The sequence below is a fragment of the Sutterella sp. genome (genome assembly GCF_030539355.1).
Lineage (GTDB): Bacteria > Pseudomonadota > Gammaproteobacteria > Burkholderiales > Burkholderiaceae_F > Sutterella.
Genome location: NZ_JAUNSF010000067.1, coordinates 1 through 16,108, shown reverse-complemented (window position 1 = coordinate 16,108; position 16,108 = coordinate 1). Strand labels below are relative to the sequence as shown.

Annotated in this window: 15 protein-coding genes and 2 tRNA genes; 15 read left to right on the top strand and 2 right to left on the bottom strand. The window is 65.9% G+C overall.

Features of this window, described 5'->3' with window-relative positions; genetic code table 11:
• On the bottom strand, positions 1-88 hold an 88-nt coding region (locus Q4F91_RS13560; protein ID WP_368660996.1), incomplete at its 3' end, for a helix-turn-helix domain-containing protein.
• A 478-nt stretch (positions 89-566) separates the two neighbouring features.
• Between Q4F91_RS13560 and Q4F91_RS09505 the strand changes: the two genes are divergently transcribed.
• The 6 genes from Q4F91_RS09505 (at position 567) to Q4F91_RS09480 (ending at position 6,027) form a co-directional block, all read left to right on the top strand.
• Positions 567-1,055 (top strand): hypothetical protein, encoded by a 489-nt coding sequence (locus Q4F91_RS09505; protein WP_303337106.1) that lies wholly within the window; start codon positions 567-569, stop codon positions 1,053-1,055.
• A 243-nt stretch (positions 1,056-1,298) separates the two neighbouring features.
• Positions 1,299-2,528 carry a DUF401 family protein gene (locus Q4F91_RS09500; protein WP_303337104.1) on the top strand — a complete coding sequence of 410 codons (1,230 nt, stop codon included), beginning with the start codon at positions 1,299-1,301 and terminating at the stop codon, positions 2,526-2,528.
• Positions 2,529-2,695: 167 nt separating this feature from the next.
• Positions 2,696-4,090: a glutamate--tRNA ligase gene (gene gltX, locus Q4F91_RS09495; protein ID WP_303337102.1), complete on the top strand. Its 1,395-nt coding sequence runs from the start codon at positions 2,696-2,698 to the stop codon at positions 4,088-4,090.
• 210 nt (positions 4,091-4,300) lie between these two features.
• Positions 4,301-5,446, top strand: a complete 1,146-nt coding sequence (locus Q4F91_RS09490) for an aldo/keto reductase (protein WP_303337101.1) — start codon at positions 4,301-4,303, stop codon at positions 5,444-5,446.
• A 334-nt stretch (positions 5,447-5,780) separates the two neighbouring features.
• Positions 5,781-5,855, top strand: a tRNA-Glu gene (locus Q4F91_RS09485).
• Between the two features lie 97 nt (positions 5,856-5,952).
• Positions 5,953-6,027 (top strand) — tRNA-Glu (locus Q4F91_RS09480).
• Positions 6,028-6,148: 121 nt separating this feature from the next.
• Here Q4F91_RS09480 and Q4F91_RS09475 read toward each other — a convergent pair.
• Complete coding sequence (locus tag Q4F91_RS09475; protein WP_303337099.1) at positions 6,149-6,469, bottom strand: RnfH family protein; 321 nt, start codon at positions 6,467-6,469, stop codon at positions 6,149-6,151.
• Between the two features lie 158 nt (positions 6,470-6,627).
• Here Q4F91_RS09475 and smpB point away from each other — a divergent pair, with 158 nt between their 5' ends.
• From smpB to Q4F91_RS09430, 9 genes are all read left to right on the top strand, one after another.
• The gene (smpB, locus tag Q4F91_RS09470) at positions 6,628-7,143 is read left to right on the top strand and encodes an SsrA-binding protein SmpB (RefSeq protein ID WP_303337097.1); all 516 of its coding nucleotides are present in this window, start codon (positions 6,628-6,630) and stop codon (positions 7,141-7,143) included.
• Positions 7,144-7,194: 51 nt separating this feature from the next.
• Positions 7,195-8,310, top strand: a complete 1,116-nt coding sequence (locus Q4F91_RS09465; RefSeq protein WP_303337096.1) for an ABC transporter substrate-binding protein — start codon at positions 7,195-7,197, stop codon at positions 8,308-8,310.
• 3 nt (positions 8,311-8,313) lie between these two features.
• Entirely contained in the window at positions 8,314-9,360 is a 1,047-nt protein-coding gene (locus tag Q4F91_RS09460) for an iron ABC transporter permease (protein ID WP_303337094.1), read from the top strand.
• A gap of 13 nt (positions 9,361-9,373) precedes the next feature.
• Entirely contained in the window at positions 9,374-10,189 is an 816-nt protein-coding gene (locus tag Q4F91_RS09455; RefSeq protein ID WP_303337092.1) for an ABC transporter ATP-binding protein, read from the top strand.
• A 243-nt stretch (positions 10,190-10,432) separates the two neighbouring features.
• On the top strand, positions 10,433-12,055 hold the full coding sequence (leuA, locus tag Q4F91_RS09450) for a 2-isopropylmalate synthase (protein ID WP_303337091.1): 1,623 nt from the start codon (positions 10,433-10,435) through the stop codon (positions 12,053-12,055).
• 126 nt (positions 12,056-12,181) lie between these two features.
• A complete protein-coding gene (gene leuB, locus Q4F91_RS09445; protein ID WP_303337089.1) occupies positions 12,182-13,279 on the top strand; it encodes a 3-isopropylmalate dehydrogenase in 1,098 nt (365 codons plus the stop codon).
• 3 nt (positions 13,280-13,282) lie between these two features.
• Positions 13,283-14,683, top strand: a complete 1,401-nt coding sequence (leuC, locus tag Q4F91_RS09440) for a 3-isopropylmalate dehydratase large subunit (RefSeq protein WP_303337087.1) — start codon at positions 13,283-13,285, stop codon at positions 14,681-14,683.
• A 16-nt stretch (positions 14,684-14,699) separates the two neighbouring features.
• Positions 14,700-15,314 (top strand): 3-isopropylmalate dehydratase small subunit, encoded by a 615-nt coding sequence (gene leuD / locus Q4F91_RS09435; RefSeq protein WP_303337085.1) that lies wholly within the window; start codon positions 14,700-14,702, stop codon positions 15,312-15,314.
• A gap of 137 nt (positions 15,315-15,451) precedes the next feature.
• Positions 15,452-16,108: a LysE family translocator gene (locus Q4F91_RS09430; RefSeq protein WP_303337084.1), complete on the top strand. Its 657-nt coding sequence runs from the start codon at positions 15,452-15,454 to the stop codon at positions 16,106-16,108.

Sequence of the window (16,108 nt, the reverse complement as noted above, 5' to 3'; positions counted from 1 at the left end):
AGCAGAAACGCACAGCACCCCACTGGCCCCACAGGAAATGTTCCTGTTCGGCAGTCGGATAAATGCGGAATCTGGCGGCTCGAAGCATGTGATTGATATATCGCGAAAATCTTCAAAATTAATTTCGCGGCATTCCTCCCCGTCATGAAAGACGAGAGATTCTGCTGAAGGAAAGACACCACAAAGTCGGCTGTTCAGAGATGAACGCCTGCCCCCTCAGCCCCACCGGGAAACTCGGGTGGAGGGTCCTCGGCCATTCAGAGAACTCCCCTGAGAACCATAGTAAGGCATGTTGAACCGTTTTCTGACGCAGCCGTTTCGTTGATTTTTAAGAAAAATTTTGCATTTTTTGGAAAATTCGGGAAATTTTGGTCAGGAAGTTACTTTGCCTGCCCAGCAGGCAGTGCAACTCTTGAAGTCCTGGAGAAGTCCATTCAAAAACAATGGCATTCACGCGGCATTCCTCCCCGCCCTGGGCGAGGGCTCCTGCCGCGATTCTGCTGAAACATGGCCTCGCGACAATTTCTCCGACCGCGGACGACCCTGGCCGCGGTCCGAAAAATTTCATGGAGACCAAAGTCGTTATGCAGTCCGCCCGTTCCTCCCGCCGCAACTTCCTCCGCGCCGCCGCGCTTGGCGCCGCCGGATTCTCTGGCCTCGGCATGCTGAGCCCAATCGCCGCCGCGGCCGAGGCGCAGGTGGTGGGCTGGATCAAATGCGCCGCGATGATCGCGGGGCTCGACCCCGTCGAAAAGGGCTTTCTCGCACCTGACGGAAAGACGCTGCCGCTCCCGCGCTGGTCGGAGGGCTTCGTCGTGCACCTCGCCGACCACGACTGGGTGCTCTCGGTCCCGGCCTGCCAGTGGACCGTCGAGGCCCTGAAGAGCCTCGCGCGTGACGCCTGGGGCATCGATGCGGCTAAGAGCCCGCGCGAATTCAACGCGATCCGCAACTACGTGCTCGCCAACCTCACCGCCATGCGTCTGCACGCCATCCGCTCGGCCGAGGGCGATGTCGCCTTCGCCGCGGACGTGGCCCGCATCATCCGGGCCTGACCGGAAGATCAGACAAACAGCACGGGGCCCCAAGGCAATCAGGCTCCGGCGCTTTCGTCCCTCCCGCGTCCTCCAGGACGGGCGCGGAGGGATTTTTCAAGGACGGTGCTCTCGGACAGGAGCCCGTCCTCTTTTTGACCCCGGACACTCCTCCGCATCACTGCAGGGACACGACGGGCGAGGCGACTAAAATAAACGGTTTCACCCATTCGAACTAGGCCTGAGGAATCAGGCACCACCCTCATGCATATCTTTCTCATCCTGCTCCTCGCGCTCCTGACGATCGTGGTGCTCCTGCGCTTCCGCGTGATGATCGGCCTCGCGATCCTCGCCGCCGGCGCCGTGATGTGGGTCCTCAACGACCGGAGTCTCGACACCCTCGTCAACGCGGGCGTCGAGATGGCCACCGCCTCGAGGACCTACGACCTCATCCTCGCGCTCTACTTCGTCATGTGCCTTGAGGTGCAGCTGAGGAAGTCCGGAACGCTGCGCGGCATGGTCGAGGCCCTGAACCGCCTCTTCTCGTCGGCGCGCATCACGATCGCCGTGATGCCCGCGTTCCTCGGTCTCCTGCCCTCGCTCGGCGGCGCGCGCTTCTCCGCCCCGATCGTCCAAGAGGCGAGCCGCGGCATGGATCTCTCGCCCGAGCGCAAGAGCGCCATCAACTACTACTTCCGCCACACGTGCGAGACCTCGAGCCCGACCGTCCCGGGCATTCTGCTCGCCGTGACGATCGCGAACATCCACTTGGTCGACCTGGTGCTCCACCTCGCCTGGGTGATCCCGCTCATCTTCGCCGCGGGCTGGTTCGTGATGATCCGCCCGATCAAGGAGTCCCCGAACGCCAAGGCCGCCGCCGAGAGCCCCCAGTCGCGCTGGCATGACGTCGGCAACGTCTGCCTCGCCATCTCGCCCGTCGTGCTCAACATTCTCCTGATGCTCATCTTCGAGATGCCCGCCGGCATCGCGATGGGCTGCGCCGTTCTCGCGCTCATTCCGACCTTCTGGGCGCTCAAGCGCTGGGTGCCGATCCTCGACATCCTCAAGGAGGCCTTCGACCTGAAGCTCCTCTGCAACGTTGCGATGATTCTCTACTTCATCGGGCTTCTCACCGGCACGGGCGTCCTTGACGAGACGCTCACGGCGCTCAAGGCGCTGCCGCTTCCGATGCCCGTCATCTTCGCGATGATCGCGGTGCTCATGGGACTTCTCACCGGCATGTCGCAGGGCTACATCGCCATGACGATGCCGATCTGCGCGGTGATCGCCCCGGGCAGCCTCGACTACGCCGGCATGGCGATGGTCTTCGGCTTCGTGGGCCAGATGCTCACCCCGGTGCACCTCTGCTTCACCGTGACGCTCGACTACTTCAAGGCCGACTTCTTCAAGACCCTGAAGCTCGTCTTCTACAGCACGGTGATCGTCGCCGTCGTCTTCTCCGCCTGGACGTGGTTCTCCTGGAGCACTTTCTGAGCGTCTTCAGCGAGGAATCACCTGAATCGCCCTAAAATAGCGGGCTCATAGAATCAACACCACCGACGGACCGCCATCCGCGAGAAGCGAGGGCGGCGGGCGGCTGACCGCCCCTTCAAGTCCGTCTATCTCTTCCGGATGCCCGGACCCACAAAGGATTTGTAGTCATGAAGGAAATTCGCACCCGCATCGCGCCGAGCCCCACCGGCATGATGCATCTCGGCACCGCGCGCACGGCGATCTACTGCTGGGCCGTCGCCCGTCACTTCGGCGGCAAGTTCCTGCTGCGCATTGAGGATACCGATCAGGTGCGCTCGACGAAGGAGGCCGTGCAGGTCATCCTCGACGGCATGAAGTGGCTCAACCTCGACTACGACGAGGGCCCGATCTATCAGATGGACCGCCTTGAGCGCTACAAGGAGGTCGTCGACCAGATGCTCGCCGACGGCCGTGCGTACTACTGCTACGCCACGCCCGAGGAACTCGACGAGCTGCGCGAAGCCCAGCGCGCCGCGGGCCTCAAGCCCCGCTACGACGGCCGCTGGCGTCCCGAGAATTGCCAGGGCCGCGCGATCCCCGAGGGCATCAAGCCCGTCGTGCGCTTCCGCAACCCCGACGAGGGCTCGGTCACGTGGGACGACGCCGTCTACGGCCCGATCACGGTCCAGAACTCCGAGCTCGACGACCTCATCATCATGCGCAACGGCATCCCGACCTACAACTTCGCCGTCGTGGTCGATGACTGGGACATGAAGGTGAGCCACGTCGTGCGCGGCGCCGACCACATCAACAACACCCCGCGCCAGATCAACATCTACCGCGCGCTCGGCGCCGAAGTGCCGGTCTTCGCGCACCTGCCGCTCATCTGCGGCCCGGACGGCCAGAAGCTCTCGAAGCGCCACGGCACCGTCTCGGTCCTCGAGTACGAGAAGCAGGGCTACCTCCCCGAGGCGATCTTCAACTACCTCGCCCGCCTCGGCTGGGGCCACGGCAACATGGAGAAGTTCAGCCGCGACGAGCTCGCCGAAGTGTTCGACCTCAAGGACTGCTCGCGCGCCTCCGCCCGCATCGACTGGAAGAAGCTCGAGTGGCTCAACGGCCAGTACATGAAGGAGGCCGATGACGCCCGCCTCGCCACGCTCGTCGCCCCGCGCATCACCGAGCGCGGCGGCGTCGTCGAGGGCGGCGCCGACCTCGCGCAGGTCTGCGGGCTCCTCAAGACCCGCAACGGCACGCTCGAGAAGCTCGCCGACGCGGCGCTCTTCTTCTACACGGACAAGACGCCCGACGCCGAGGCCGCTGCCGCTGCGCTCGCGAACGGCGGCCGCGAGGCCCTCGCTCTCTTCGGCGAGAAGCTCAAGGCCGTCACGGACTTCACGCCCGCCAACGTCTACGCGGCCATCCAGGCCGTCATGGCCGAGCAGGAAATCCCGATGAAGGTGCTCGCGACGCCCTTGCGCGTCGTGGTGGCCGTCGCCGACCGCACCCCGCAGATCGACCAGACGCTCTGCCTCCTCGGCCGCGAGAAGGTGCTCGCCCGCATCGAGCGCGCGCTCGCCTGATCGAACGCTCGCTGATCAGAAGCCTCTGCCCAGGGCTCCGGATGAAAATCCGGGGCCCTTTCCTTTGGCCGTCCTATAAGCGGAACTTATGGAATCCCCAAGAAATCAATATTGTTTGCGATGACCGGGCTGCTTAGTCTCCTCAGCACGGCACCGCGTGTCCGTCCGGAAACGTCGGTGACCGTTCCACCACCACTGAGGTTGACCACCATGAAAGCCTTTTCGGACCATTTCATCAACCGCAGGGACGCTCTGACCGGGTTCCTGCAGTTCTTCAGCGCCGTCGCGCTCGCAAAGCCCCTCGGCACGCTTGCCGCGAACGCGCCCGCGATCGGCATGCCGCACCGCAGGCTCGGTGCGCTTGACGTCTCCGCCGTCGGCCTCGGCTGCATGCCGATGAATTCCGACATCTACAATCCGCCGCGCGATACCGCGGCAATGACCCGCCTGATCCACGCGGCCTTCGACGCCGGCGTCACCTTCTTTGACACGGCGGAGGTCTACGGCCCCTTTATCAATGAGGAGCTTCTCGGCGGAGCCGTCCGTGACCGTCGTGACCGCGTCATCATCGCCACCAAGTTCGGCTGGGAGATCGACTACGCGACAGGACGCCGCTCCGGCGACCTCGACAGCCGCCCGGAGCACATCCGCGAGGCGGTCGAGAGGTCCTTGAAACGCCTCGGCACGGACTACATCGATCTGATCTACCAGCACCGCGTCGATCCCCGCATCCCGATCGAGGATGTCGCCGGCACGGTGAACGACCTGATCGCCGAGGGCAAGGTCCGCTACTTCGGCATGTCCGAGCCGGGACTCGCCACGCTGCGCCGCGCGCATGCCGTCTGCCCGGTCGCGGCCGTTCAGAATGAATACTCGCTCCTCACCCGCGATCCCGAGAACGGCCTGATCGCCGTCTGCGAGGAACTCGGCATCGGACTCGTCTGCTGGAGTCCGCTCGGCATCGGATACCTCACCGGCACGATCGACGAGAACACCCGCTTTGACGAGCCGGGCTACACCGACTATCGCCTTACCAATCCGCGCTTCACGCCCGAGGCGAGGCGCGCGAACCGGCCGGTCGTCGATCTGCTCATCGACTGGGCGAAACGCAAGGACGCGACGCCCGCGCAGATCGCCCTCTCCTGGCTCCTCGCGCAGAAACCCTGGATCGTGCCCATCCCGGGCACGACGAAGGAAGCGCATCTCAGGGAGAACATCGGCGCCGCGCGCGTGACCTGGGAGCCCGGGGAACTCGCCGAGTTCAACCGCTCGCTCTCGCAGATCCGCATCCACGGCGCGCGCCTCACCCCCAGGCTCCTGGCGCTCTCCGAAGTCGAGGCGCCGATGAAGCGCTGAGTCTGGAGCCAGGGATCCGCCGGAGGCGAAGCGCACATGCGCGCAGCCTCCGGGCGGGACCCGGGGCCTGCCGGTCATTCGTCCTGAGGAAAGCGCTTCCGGAAGTCCGCGCAGAGGGGAGATCCTGAGCCGGAAGGAAAAATTTTTCGCCTGACGCGAACACGGTATCAACCGTATCTTCATGCCATATATTTTTGTTTTTAAAGGATTTTCTTCTTTCCTTCAGCCCTCCCCCGGACATGAGCGGGAACTTTTTTCGTCCGACGCGAAAGATGACCCTTGCTTTTTGAAAAAACCTTCTGTATAGTTCCGCTTCTCCGCAGCACACAGAGATGTCCCCATCGTCTAGCGGTTAGGACGGCAGCCTCTCACGTTGTCAACTCCGGTTCGAATCCGGATGGGGACGCCAACATCTCTTGAGTCGGAAGTTGAGATCTCCGACAAACGTGCAGTGGAAAAAACTTGGAGTCGCAGTTGCGTGGTTGTGCACGCGAAGCGATTCAAAGGTCCCCATCGTCTAGCGGTTAGGACGGCAGCCTCTCACGTTGTCAACTCCGGTTCGAATCCGGATGGGGACGCCAGGAATTCTGAAAAGAGCCTCGCAGGAATGATTTCCGCGGGGCTTTTTCGTTTTTCCCGCGCGCAGAAAATTCGAGGCCGTCCGGATCCGGACGGCCCCCGAGTGACAGATCTGACGGAAGTTCAGTCCGCCTTGCGGTGCCTGCCGCCGTGGCGGCCGCAGGTGACGACGCGCACATCGCCCTGGCGCTCGGCGCGCAGACGCCTCGCCTCCTTGGGGTCGACGAGGAGGCCCGCGGAGACCTCGAGCCGGTCGCCCTCGTGCAGGACGTCGAGCATGTTCGCGCGGTGCGAATGGATGGAGATACCCTCGTCGTCGGCGAGCACCCGGCCGGCGGCCTCGAGCGCCTCCTCGACGGTCGCGCCCTCGGCAAGCTCGAGCGTCCGCTCGGCTGCGCGCGCGGCGGCGCCTTCGACGGTGATCTCACAGAACGTGACCTGCATGAAGCTCTCCTTCGGACGAAATGCGGCTCAAAAAAGCCGATAGAATTTATCGCTTTCGAAGCAAAACCGCAAAGAATTTACGGGCCCTGCCGCAGGCGGGCCGCAGGTCTCCCGGACGGACCGGTCCCCGGAGACGCACTGAATACACTGAGAAAGAAATGGCCAAGGCTCAGAAGAACAACAACAAGAGCGGCGCTACGCCGCGCATTCTCAACAAGCGCGCCACCTTTGACTACACGATCGAGGAGAAGTTCGAGGCGGGCCTCGTGCTGCGCGGCTGGGAAGTGAAGAGCGTCCGCGCCGGCCGCGCCCAGATCAACCTCGCGCACGTGTACATCCGCGACGGCGAGCTCTTTCTCTGCAACGCGCACATGAATCCCGCCGACCAGGTCTGCACGCACGAGACGCTTGAGACGAACCGCACGAGGAAGCTCCTCATGCACCGCCGCGAGATCATGAAGCTGATCGGCCGCGTCGAGCGCCAGGGCTACACCCTCATTCCGCTCAACCTGCACTTCAGCCGCGGCCGCGTCAAGGTCGACATCGCGCTCGCCCGCGGCAAGCGCGAGTTCGAGAAGCGCGCCGACGAGAGCAAGAAGGAATGGAAGCGCGAGCAGGAGCGCATCATGAAGAAGGACTCGCGCGGCCGCCACATCCTCGGCGAGGGCCGCTGAGAACTTCTTTTCTCTTGATCGACACGGCACCGCAGTTCAAGGAGAGTGAGGATGTCCGGGAAACTTCTTAAAACCGTCCTCTGCGCCGCAGCCCTCACTGCCCTCGTCGGCGGTGCCTGCGCCCGCACGGTGACCGACGACAACGGCGACCAGGTGGAAGTGCCCGAGCGCATCGAGCGCACCGTCGTCACGAACATCCTGCCGCTCGCGAGCACGGCCGCGGCCTTCGCGGGGGACGCGACCGAGGTGGTCGGCATGCACCCCGCCTCAATGTCCGCCTCCACGGCGGGACTCCTTCCCTCGATCGCCCCGAAGGCGCTCAAGGCGAAGACCGGCTTCATCCAGGGAGCGAACCTCAACGTCGAGTCGCTCCTCGCGCTCTCGCCCGACGTCGTGCTCGTCAACGCCCCGGACCGCCGGATGCTCGAGCGCGTGCGCTCGGCCGGCCTCACTGCCTTCGGCATCAGTCCCGTGAAGTGGAACTACGACGTCGTCGACACCTTCGACGGCTGGATCAGCGCCCTTGCCGAGCTCTGGCCCGAACGCAGCGAGCGCGCCGACTGGCTCAAGGGCGAGATGCACCGCGTCGCCGGCCTCGTCGAGGAGCGCGTGAAGGACATCCCCGAGGCCGAGCGCCTCTCGGTGCTCTTCGTCGTGCGCAGCGACCCGCGGCAGATCGTGGTCTCGGGAAAGCGCTTCTTCGGCGAATCCTGGGCCGCGCGCGCCGGCGCACGGAACGCGGCCTCCGGCATCACCGCCGAGAACGCAAATGCCGCGGTCTCGATGGAGAGCATCTACGCCTGGAACCCCGACGTCGTCATTCTCACGAACTTCACGCCGCTCGCCCCCTCGGACCTCGCCGCGGGACGCGACGACAACCGCGACTGGTCGCACGTGAAGGCCGTTCAGGAAGGGCGCGTCTACAAGATGCCGCTCGGCATCTACCGCACCTTCACGCCCGCGGGGGATGCGCCGATGACGCTCCTCTGGCTCGCGAAGACCCTCTACCCGGAGCGCTTCTCCGACATCGACCTCGAGCGCGAGATGAGCCGCTATTACGAGAAGGGCTTCGGCGCGAGGCTCTCGCGCGAGACGATCGCCGGGTCGCTCGCTCCCTCCGCGGCCGGAGCGAAGAACGCCTCGACCAACGTGAGGAGCGGCCGCTGAAAAATGAGCGCTCCGGAGCTCTCCTCATCCTTTGACGAAGCCCGCGCCCGGGGGCGACGGTTCGCCCTTGCGCTCGCGGGGCTCGTTCTCGTGACGCTCGGCGTTGCCGTCCTTTCGCTCTTCGCGGGCCGCTACGGGCTCTCGGCCGCCGACACCCTCGGCGCACTCCTCAATCCGGACGCGAAGACCCCCGCCGCCTCCATTCTCTGGAACGTGAGGCTGCCGCGCATCGCGCTTGCTCTCGTCGCGGGCGCAGGACTCGCCGCCTCCGGCGCCGCCTTCCAGGCGCTCTTCGCGAACCCGCTCGCGTCGCCCGACACCCTCGGCGTCGCGACGGGCTCCTCCTTCGGCGCCGTGCTCGCGATCCTCCTCGGACTCGGGAGCGCCGGCATACAGGGCTGCGCTGTCGTCGCCGGGCTCGTGGCCATCGCGCTCGTGATGATGGTCTCCCGCGTCCGCCCGGGCGGCGACCAGACGGGCTCGATCCTGATGATCGTGCTCTCGGGCATGGTTGTCGGGGCACTCTTCACGGCGCTCGTGAGCCTCGTGAAGTTCGCCGCGGACCCGCAGGACGTGCTTCCCTCGATCACCTTCTGGCTGATGGGGTCGCTGACCGGCGCGACCGTCACGTCGCTCCTCTCGGGGCTGCCGCTTCTCATCGCGGGCGGCGCGATCCTGCTCGCGCTCTCCTGGCGCCTCAACGCCGCGGCGCTGCCCCCCGACGAGGCGGCGAGCCTCGGCATCAACGTGAGGCTCCTCAGAGGCGCGGTGATCCTCGCGGCGACCCTTCTCACGGCGTCCGTCGTCTCGCTCTGCGGCCTCATCGGCTGGGTGGGGCTCCTCGTTCCCCATGCGGCGCGCTTTCTCTTCGGCGCCGCGAACGAGCGGGTGCTGCCCGCCTCCATGGTGCTCGGCGCCCTCTTCCTTCTCGTGATCGACACCGCGGCGAGGACGATGGCGGAGAGCGAGATCCCGGTCTCGATTCTCACCGCGCTCGTGGGCGCACCGGTCTTCATCTGGCTCATGCGCCGCTCGAGCGGCCGGTTCTGAGGGAGGCGAAGCGATGCGTGTTGAAGTCAGAGACGGCGCCTTCGGCTACCCCGGCCCCCGCGGGTCGGTCGTGCCCGTGCTCCGGGACGTGAACTTCTCCTTCTCCGGGAAGGGGGTCTTCGCGGTGCTCGGCCCCAACGGCGCGGGAAAGACGACGCTCCTCAAATGCCTCCTCGGGCTGCTCCCCTGGACGCGGGGCGAATCGCGCTTTGACAACCGCCCGCTCACCGCATGGCCCCGGCGCGAGTTCTGGTCGCGCACGGCCTACGTGCCGCAGGCGAAGACCTCTTCGCTCGCGGCGCTCACGATTTCAGAATATGTGGTGCTCGGACGCTCGGCGCGGCTCGGCGCCTTCGCCCGCCCGGGCGCGGCCGACTGGGAGGCCGCCGACCGCGCGATGGAGACGGTGGGCATCACCTCCCTTGCCGCCCGCCGCACCAACGAGGTCTCGGGCGGCCAGCTCCAGCTCGCGGCGATCGCCCGCGCGCTCGCGGGCGCCCCGGAGCTCCTCATCCTCGACGAGCCCGAGAGCAACCTCGACTTCCGCAACCAGGCGCTCGTGCTCGACGTGATCGACCGGCTCGCCGCCGACGGGCTCGGGGTCATCCTCAACACGCACTTCCCCGCGCATGCGCTGCTGCGCGCGAGCGAGTGCCTGCTCGTGCCCAGGGGAGAAGCGCCCGTCTTCGGCCCCGCGCGCGAGCTCCTCACCGAGGAGAGGCTCTCCGCGCTCTTCTCGATCCCCGTGACGATCCGCACGCTCGAGGTGGACGGCCGGCCGCTCCCCGTCGTCGCCGCACACCGCCGCGAGCCCTCGGGGACACTCTGATTTTTTCGCAGAATCCGACTTTCTGCAAAAATCAGACATTGCAAAAAACCCTAATTTCCTTTTTGTGTTCCGTGGAAAATCAAGGTGTTGCAAAACGCTCGTTCCAAAAGTCCCGAAACTGCCTTGACAGTTCACACGGGCCGGGAGTAACTTTCGCACACTGTCGACGCCGCACCCATCCCCTGCGGCGTTGTTTTCCCACAGGTCCCGACGGGACCGACGACAAAAGAAAGGAACACCAAAATGACTTCCAGCGACCGAGTAATAATCTTCGACACAACGCTGCGCGACGGTGAACAGGCCCTTCCGCAGAGCCTTTCAATGCGGCAGAAGCTGCAGATCGCGCAGGCGCTCGAAGAGCTCGGCGTGGACGTCATCGAGGCCGGCTTCCCGGTCTCCTCGCAGGGTGACTTTGAGAGCGTGCAGGAGATCGCCCGCACGCTGCGTCACGCCATCCCCTGCGGCCTCGCGCGCGCCGTGCTCAAGGACGTAGACGTATGCGGCGAGGCTCTGAAGCCCGCCGAGCACTTCCGAATACACACCTTCATCGCCACCTCGACGATTCACGTCAAGGACAAGCTGAGAAAGTCCTTCGACGACGTGCTCAACATGGGCGTGGCCGCGATCAAGCAGGCCCGCCGCTACACCGATGACGTCGAGTTCTCCTGCGAGGACGCGGGCCGCACGCCGCTCGACCAGCTGCTGCGCATGATCGAGGCCGCGATTGACGCGGGCGCCACGACGATCAACATTCCCGACACCGTCGGCTACACGGTCCCCACCGAGTTCGGCGGCATCATCACCCAGGTGATGAACCGCGTGCCGAACGTCGACAAGGCCGTCATCTCGGTCCACTGCCACAACGACCTCGGCATGGCGACCGCCAACTCCATCACCGCCGTGCAGATGGGCGCCCGTCAGATCGAGTGCTGCATGAACGGCCTGGGCGAACGCGCCGGCAACTGCTCGCTCGAGGAGGTCGCGATGGCGATCCAGCTGCGCTCGAAGGTCCTCGGCGGCCTCAAGACCGGCATCATCGCCCCGCACATCGCCCGCACCTCGGCGATGGTCGCGAAGATCTGCCACGAGCCCGTGCCGTCGCACAAGGCGATCGTGGGCTCCAACGCCTTCTCGCATTCGTCCGGCATCCACCAGGACGGTGTGCTCAAGAACCGCGAGACCTACGAGATCCTCACCCCCGAGAGCGTCGGCTTCACGAGCAACACGATGCTGATGACGGCGCGCTCCGGCCGCCACATGATCCACGACTGCCTGCGCAAGCTCGGGTACGCCGACGACGAATACGATCTGAACGACATCTACGCGCGCTTCCTCAAGCTCGCCGACCGCAAGGGCCAGGTGTTCGAGTACGACCTCGAGGCGCTCCTCTTCTTCACGAAGCTCGATGAAGAGGACGACATGTACCATCTCGACCAGATGAACATCATGAGCGGCTCGAACGGCTCGATCCCGACCGCGACCGTCCGTCTGCGCGTCGGCCGCCGCACCCGCACCGAGTCCTGCATCGGCAACGGCCCGGTGGACGCGATGTACAACTGCATCACGCACCTGACGGGCGTGAAGATCACGCTCAAGAGCTACGAGATCACCGCGAACGGCTCGGGCATGGACGCCCTCGGCCAGGTCGACGTCACCGTCGAGCACGAGGGCCGCATCTTCCACGGCATGGGACTCTCGACCGACGTGATCGAGGCCTCGGGCCTCGCGCTCCTGCGTGCGATCAACAACATCGAGCGCGCCAAGCGCATCCACGCCAAGAAGCGCACGAAGCGCACGACGAAGGAACTCGTCGCCGAGGCGAAGGCCGAGGCCGAGGCGAAGGCGAAGGCGAAGGCCGCGGACTGATCCGCCTCCCCGCACCACGGTAAACAGACATCGCGGAACTGACCGCTCCGCATCGGACGCCCCTCAGTGAGGGGCGTTCCGCGACCCGGATTTTCTCTTTTCAGACCAAAACAGAAAGGACTCCAAATGACCCGTAATCACCGCATCGCCGTACTTGCCGGCGACGGAATCGGCCCCGAAGTCATGCGCGAGGCGCTCAAGGTTCTTGACGCCGCCGCCGAGCGCTTCGGCTTCTCGATCGAGCGCACCGAAGCGCTCGTGGGCGGCGCCGCCATCGACGCGAAGGACACGCCGCTCCCCGAGGAGACGCTCGCCGTCTGCGACGCCGCCGACGCGATCCTCTTCGGCAGCGTGGGCGGCCCGAAGTGGGACCACCTGCCGCACGCCAAGCGCCCCGAAGCCGGCGCGCTGCTGCCTCTGCGCAAGCGCTACGGGCTCTTCTGCAACATGCGCCCGGCGCGCATCTTCCCGGGCCTCAACGCCCTCTCGCCCCTTCGCGCCGACATCTCGGAGAAGGGCTTTGACATGGTGATCCTGCGCGAGCTCACGGGCGGCATCTACTTCGGCACGCCGAAGGGCCGCAAGGGCGAGGGCGAGGACACCACGGCGTTCGACACCGAGGTCTACTCGAAGCGCGAGATCCGCCGCATCGCCGTCGCCGCCTTCGAGGCCGCGCGTCTGCGCCGCTCCAAGGTGACGAGCGTCGACAAGGCCAACGTGCTCGCCGCCTCCGTCCTCTGGCGCGAGACCGTCGAGGAGGTCGCGAAGGACTATCCCGACGTCGAGCTCGCCCACCTCTACATCGACAACGCCACGATGCAGCTCATCCGCGAGCCCTCGCAGTTCGACGTGATGCTCTGCTCGAACATCTTCGGCGACATCCTCTCCGACGAGTGCGCCATGATCACGGGCTCGATGGGGCTGCTGCCCTCCGCCTCGATCGGCGAAGGCGGCTTCGGCCTCTACGAGCCGGCCGGCGGCTCCGCCCCCGACATCGCCGGCAAGGGCATCGCCAACCCGGTCGCCCAGATCCTCTCCGCGGCGATGATGCTGCGCTATTCGCTCGGCGAAAAGGAAGCCGCCGACGCGATCGAGAAGGCCGTCTCCGACGCCCTCGCGGCCCGTGAGGTCACCGCCGACCTCGCCCGCGCCGCCGGCGCCGAGCCGCTCAACACCGCCCAGATGGGCGACGCCGTCGCCCGCCGTATCCGCGAGGGAGCCTGAGCCATGGGAAAGACACTCTACGAAAAGGTCTATGACGCCCACGTCGTGATGCAGAAGCCGGGCGAACTGCCGCTGCTCTACATCGACCGCCACATCATCCACGAGGTCACGAGCCCGCAGGCCTTCGAGGGCCTCCGCGCCGCCGGCAGGCGTCTCCGCCGTCCCGATCTGATGATCGCGACGATGGACCACGACATCTCCACGAAGGAGATGACGCTTGAGGCGTGCATGCCGCTCGCCAAGAAGCAGGTGACGACCTTGATCGAGAACTGCCGCGAGTTCGGCGTTCGTCTCTACGGCCTCGGCGACCGCCGCCAGGGCATCGTGCACATCATCGGGCCACAGGAGGGCTTCACGCTTCCCGGCACCACGCTCGTCTGCGGTGACTCGCACACGGCGACCCACGGCGCCTTCGGCGCCCTCGCCTTTGGCATCGGCACGTCCGAGGTCGAGCACGTGATGGCCACGCAGACGCTGAAGCAGCAGCGCCTCAAGACCATGCGCATCAACTGCACGGGCCGTCTCGGCCGCGGCCTCTCCGCCAAGGACCTGATCCTCGCGATTGCCGGCCGCCTCACGACCGCGGGCGGCACGGGCTACGCCGTCGAGTTCGCGGGCGAGGCCGTCCGCGCCCTCACGATGGAAGGCCGCATGACGCTCTGCAACATGGCGATCGAGATGGGCGCCAAGGTGGGCATGATCGCCCCCGACGAGGTGACCTTCGAGTACCTCAAGGGCCGCACCTTCTCGCCCAAGGGCAAGGACTGGGACGAGGCCGTCGCGTACTGGAAGACCCTGAAGAGCGACGATGACGCGAAGTTCGACGCCGAGATCGAGCTCGACGCCGCCGCGCTTGAGCCGCAGGTCTCCTGGGGCACGAACCCGGGCCAGACGTGCGCCCTCACGGGCAGCATCCCGAAGGTCGAGGACTTCGACAACCCCGTGGCGCGCGAGAGCACCGCGAGCGCGCTCGCCTACCATGAGTTCAAGGGCGGCGAGAAGATCACGGAGATCGCGATCGACACCGTCTTCATCGGCTCCTGCACGAACGGCCGCATCGAGGACTTCCGCGCCGCCGCTGAAGTTCTGCGCGGCCGCAAGGTCGCCCCGGGCGTCCGCGCGCTCGCCGTTCCGGGCTCTGCCCAGGTCCGCGAGATCGCCGAGTCCGAGGGCCTTGACAAGATCTTCATCGAGGCCGGTTTCGAGTGGCGTCTGCCCGGCTGCTCCATGTGCCTCGCGATGAACGATGACCGCGCCGAACCCGGCAGCCGCGTCGCTTCCACGTCGAACCGCAACTTCATCGGCCGCCAGGGCAAGGGCAGCCGCACGCACCTGATGAGCCCGGCCGCCGCCGCCGCATCTGCCGTCGCCGGCCACATCGCCGATCCGCGCGACTACCTCTGAGCGAGATAAGAACACCATGCAGAAATTCACCGTTTTCACATCGGTCGCCGTTCCGCTCAACCGCGCCAACGTCGACACCGACCAGATCATCCCGAAGCAGTTCCTCCTCGCGGTTGACCGCAAGGGCTTCGGCAAGCATCTCTTCCACGACCACCGCTGGCTCGACGCCGAGGAGACGAAGCCGAACCCCGAGTTCGTGCTCAACTTCCCCGAGTACAAGGGCGCGGGCATCCTCGTCGCCCAGGAGAACTTCGGCAACGGCTCGTCCCGCGAGCACGCCCCCTGGGCGCTGCAGGAGTACGGCTTCCGCTGCGTGATCGCCCCGTCCTTCGCGGACATCTTCAAGAACAACGCGCTCGGCAACGGCCTGCTCCCGGTGGAGCTCACCCAGGCCGAGATCGACGCGCTCTTCGAGAAGCTCGAGAGCAACAAGGGCATGGAAGTCACCGTCAACCTCGAGACCGAGACCGTTGACGCGGGCGACCTGCACTTCACGTTCAAGGTCGATCCCTTCCGCCGCGCGATGATGCTCGAGGGCCTCGACGCCATCGACCTCACGCTCAAGGACGAGGCAACGATCGCCGCCTACGAGCAGGCCATGCCCGCATGGCGTGCCCGTGTGACCGAATAACGGAGGAGTATTCTTCCGGTTAAAAGGGGAATCCGCCGCGGACCCGGGAAGGCTCCGCGGCGGATTCGTATTGCGGGCGTCCTCCGTCTGAGGCTCAGGGCGTCCATTTCATGCAAATCCGATTCCTCCTCAGGCCCATGGGGTGCAGCAAAATGCACGACCTCCCGCTCTTCGCCCTCATCACCGCGCTCTCGGTCGCGACGCCCGGCGCCGGTGTCCTCTACACCGTCTCCTCGGCGCTGCAGGACGGGCCGTCAACGGCCTGGGCCGCTCCGGCCGGAAACGTCACCGGCGCACTCGTGATCGGCATCATCTGCGCCGCAGGGCTCGGCGCCCTCCTCACAGGGTCGCCTGCGCTCTTCGCCGGCATGCAGGTCGTCTCCGCGCTTCTCCTTCTCTGGCTCGGGTGGAAGAGCTTCACCGCACCGGCGACGGGATTCGCCGCGGTGGCTTCAACGCCCGGGGGCGGCACGCCCTGGCGCTCGATCGCGACCCGTTTCTGGGCGGGCCTTGCGCTGCAGATGACGAACCCGATGCTCTTCGTCTACATGCTCTCGCTCCTGCCGCAGTTCGTGCGTCCGGAGGACGCGTACATCCCGCGCATGGCCTGGCTTCTCTTCGTCGCCACCGTCGTGGGCTTTGCCGTGCAGCTCGTCTACGCCTACGCCGCGGTCTGGGCGAGAAGGTTCCTCGCGAGCCCGCGCGCCTCGCTCATCCTGAACCGCATCTCGGGCACCCTCTTCGTGCTTCTCGCGCTCTCGGTGCTCGCGCAGGCGGCCGGCCTCGTCTCCTAG

Excerpts from the sequence above, each read along its gene's own strand:
- Q4F91_RS09490 (WP_303337101.1), top strand. The coding sequence starts at position 4,301 with ATGAAAGCCTTTTCGGACCATTTCATCAACCGCAGGGACGCTCTGACC.
- Q4F91_RS09500 (WP_303337104.1), top strand. The coding sequence starts at position 1,299 with ATGCATATCTTTCTCATCCTGCTCCTCGCGCTCCTGACGATCGTGGTG.
- leuD (WP_303337085.1), top strand. The coding sequence starts at position 14,700 with ATGCAGAAATTCACCGTTTTCACATCGGTCGCCGTTCCGCTCAACCGC.
- Q4F91_RS09475 (WP_303337099.1), bottom strand. The coding sequence starts at position 6,469 with ATGCAGGTCACGTTCTGTGAGATCACCGTCGAAGGCGCCGCCGCGCGC.
- gltX (WP_303337102.1), top strand. The coding sequence starts at position 2,696 with ATGAAGGAAATTCGCACCCGCATCGCGCCGAGCCCCACCGGCATGATG.
- Q4F91_RS09505 (WP_303337106.1), top strand. The coding sequence starts at position 567 with ATGGAGACCAAAGTCGTTATGCAGTCCGCCCGTTCCTCCCGCCGCAAC.
- leuA (WP_303337091.1), top strand. The coding sequence starts at position 10,433 with ATGACTTCCAGCGACCGAGTAATAATCTTCGACACAACGCTGCGCGAC.
- leuC (WP_303337087.1), top strand. The coding sequence starts at position 13,283 with ATGGGAAAGACACTCTACGAAAAGGTCTATGACGCCCACGTCGTGATG.
- leuB (WP_303337089.1), top strand. The coding sequence starts at position 12,182 with ATGACCCGTAATCACCGCATCGCCGTACTTGCCGGCGACGGAATCGGC.
- Q4F91_RS09430 (WP_303337084.1), top strand. The coding sequence starts at position 15,452 with ATGGGGTGCAGCAAAATGCACGACCTCCCGCTCTTCGCCCTCATCACC.
- Q4F91_RS09460 (WP_303337094.1), top strand. The coding sequence starts at position 8,314 with ATGAGCGCTCCGGAGCTCTCCTCATCCTTTGACGAAGCCCGCGCCCGG.
- Q4F91_RS09465 (WP_303337096.1), top strand. The coding sequence starts at position 7,195 with ATGTCCGGGAAACTTCTTAAAACCGTCCTCTGCGCCGCAGCCCTCACT.
- Q4F91_RS09455 (WP_303337092.1), top strand. The coding sequence starts at position 9,374 with ATGCGTGTTGAAGTCAGAGACGGCGCCTTCGGCTACCCCGGCCCCCGC.
- smpB (WP_303337097.1), top strand. The coding sequence starts at position 6,628 with ATGGCCAAGGCTCAGAAGAACAACAACAAGAGCGGCGCTACGCCGCGC.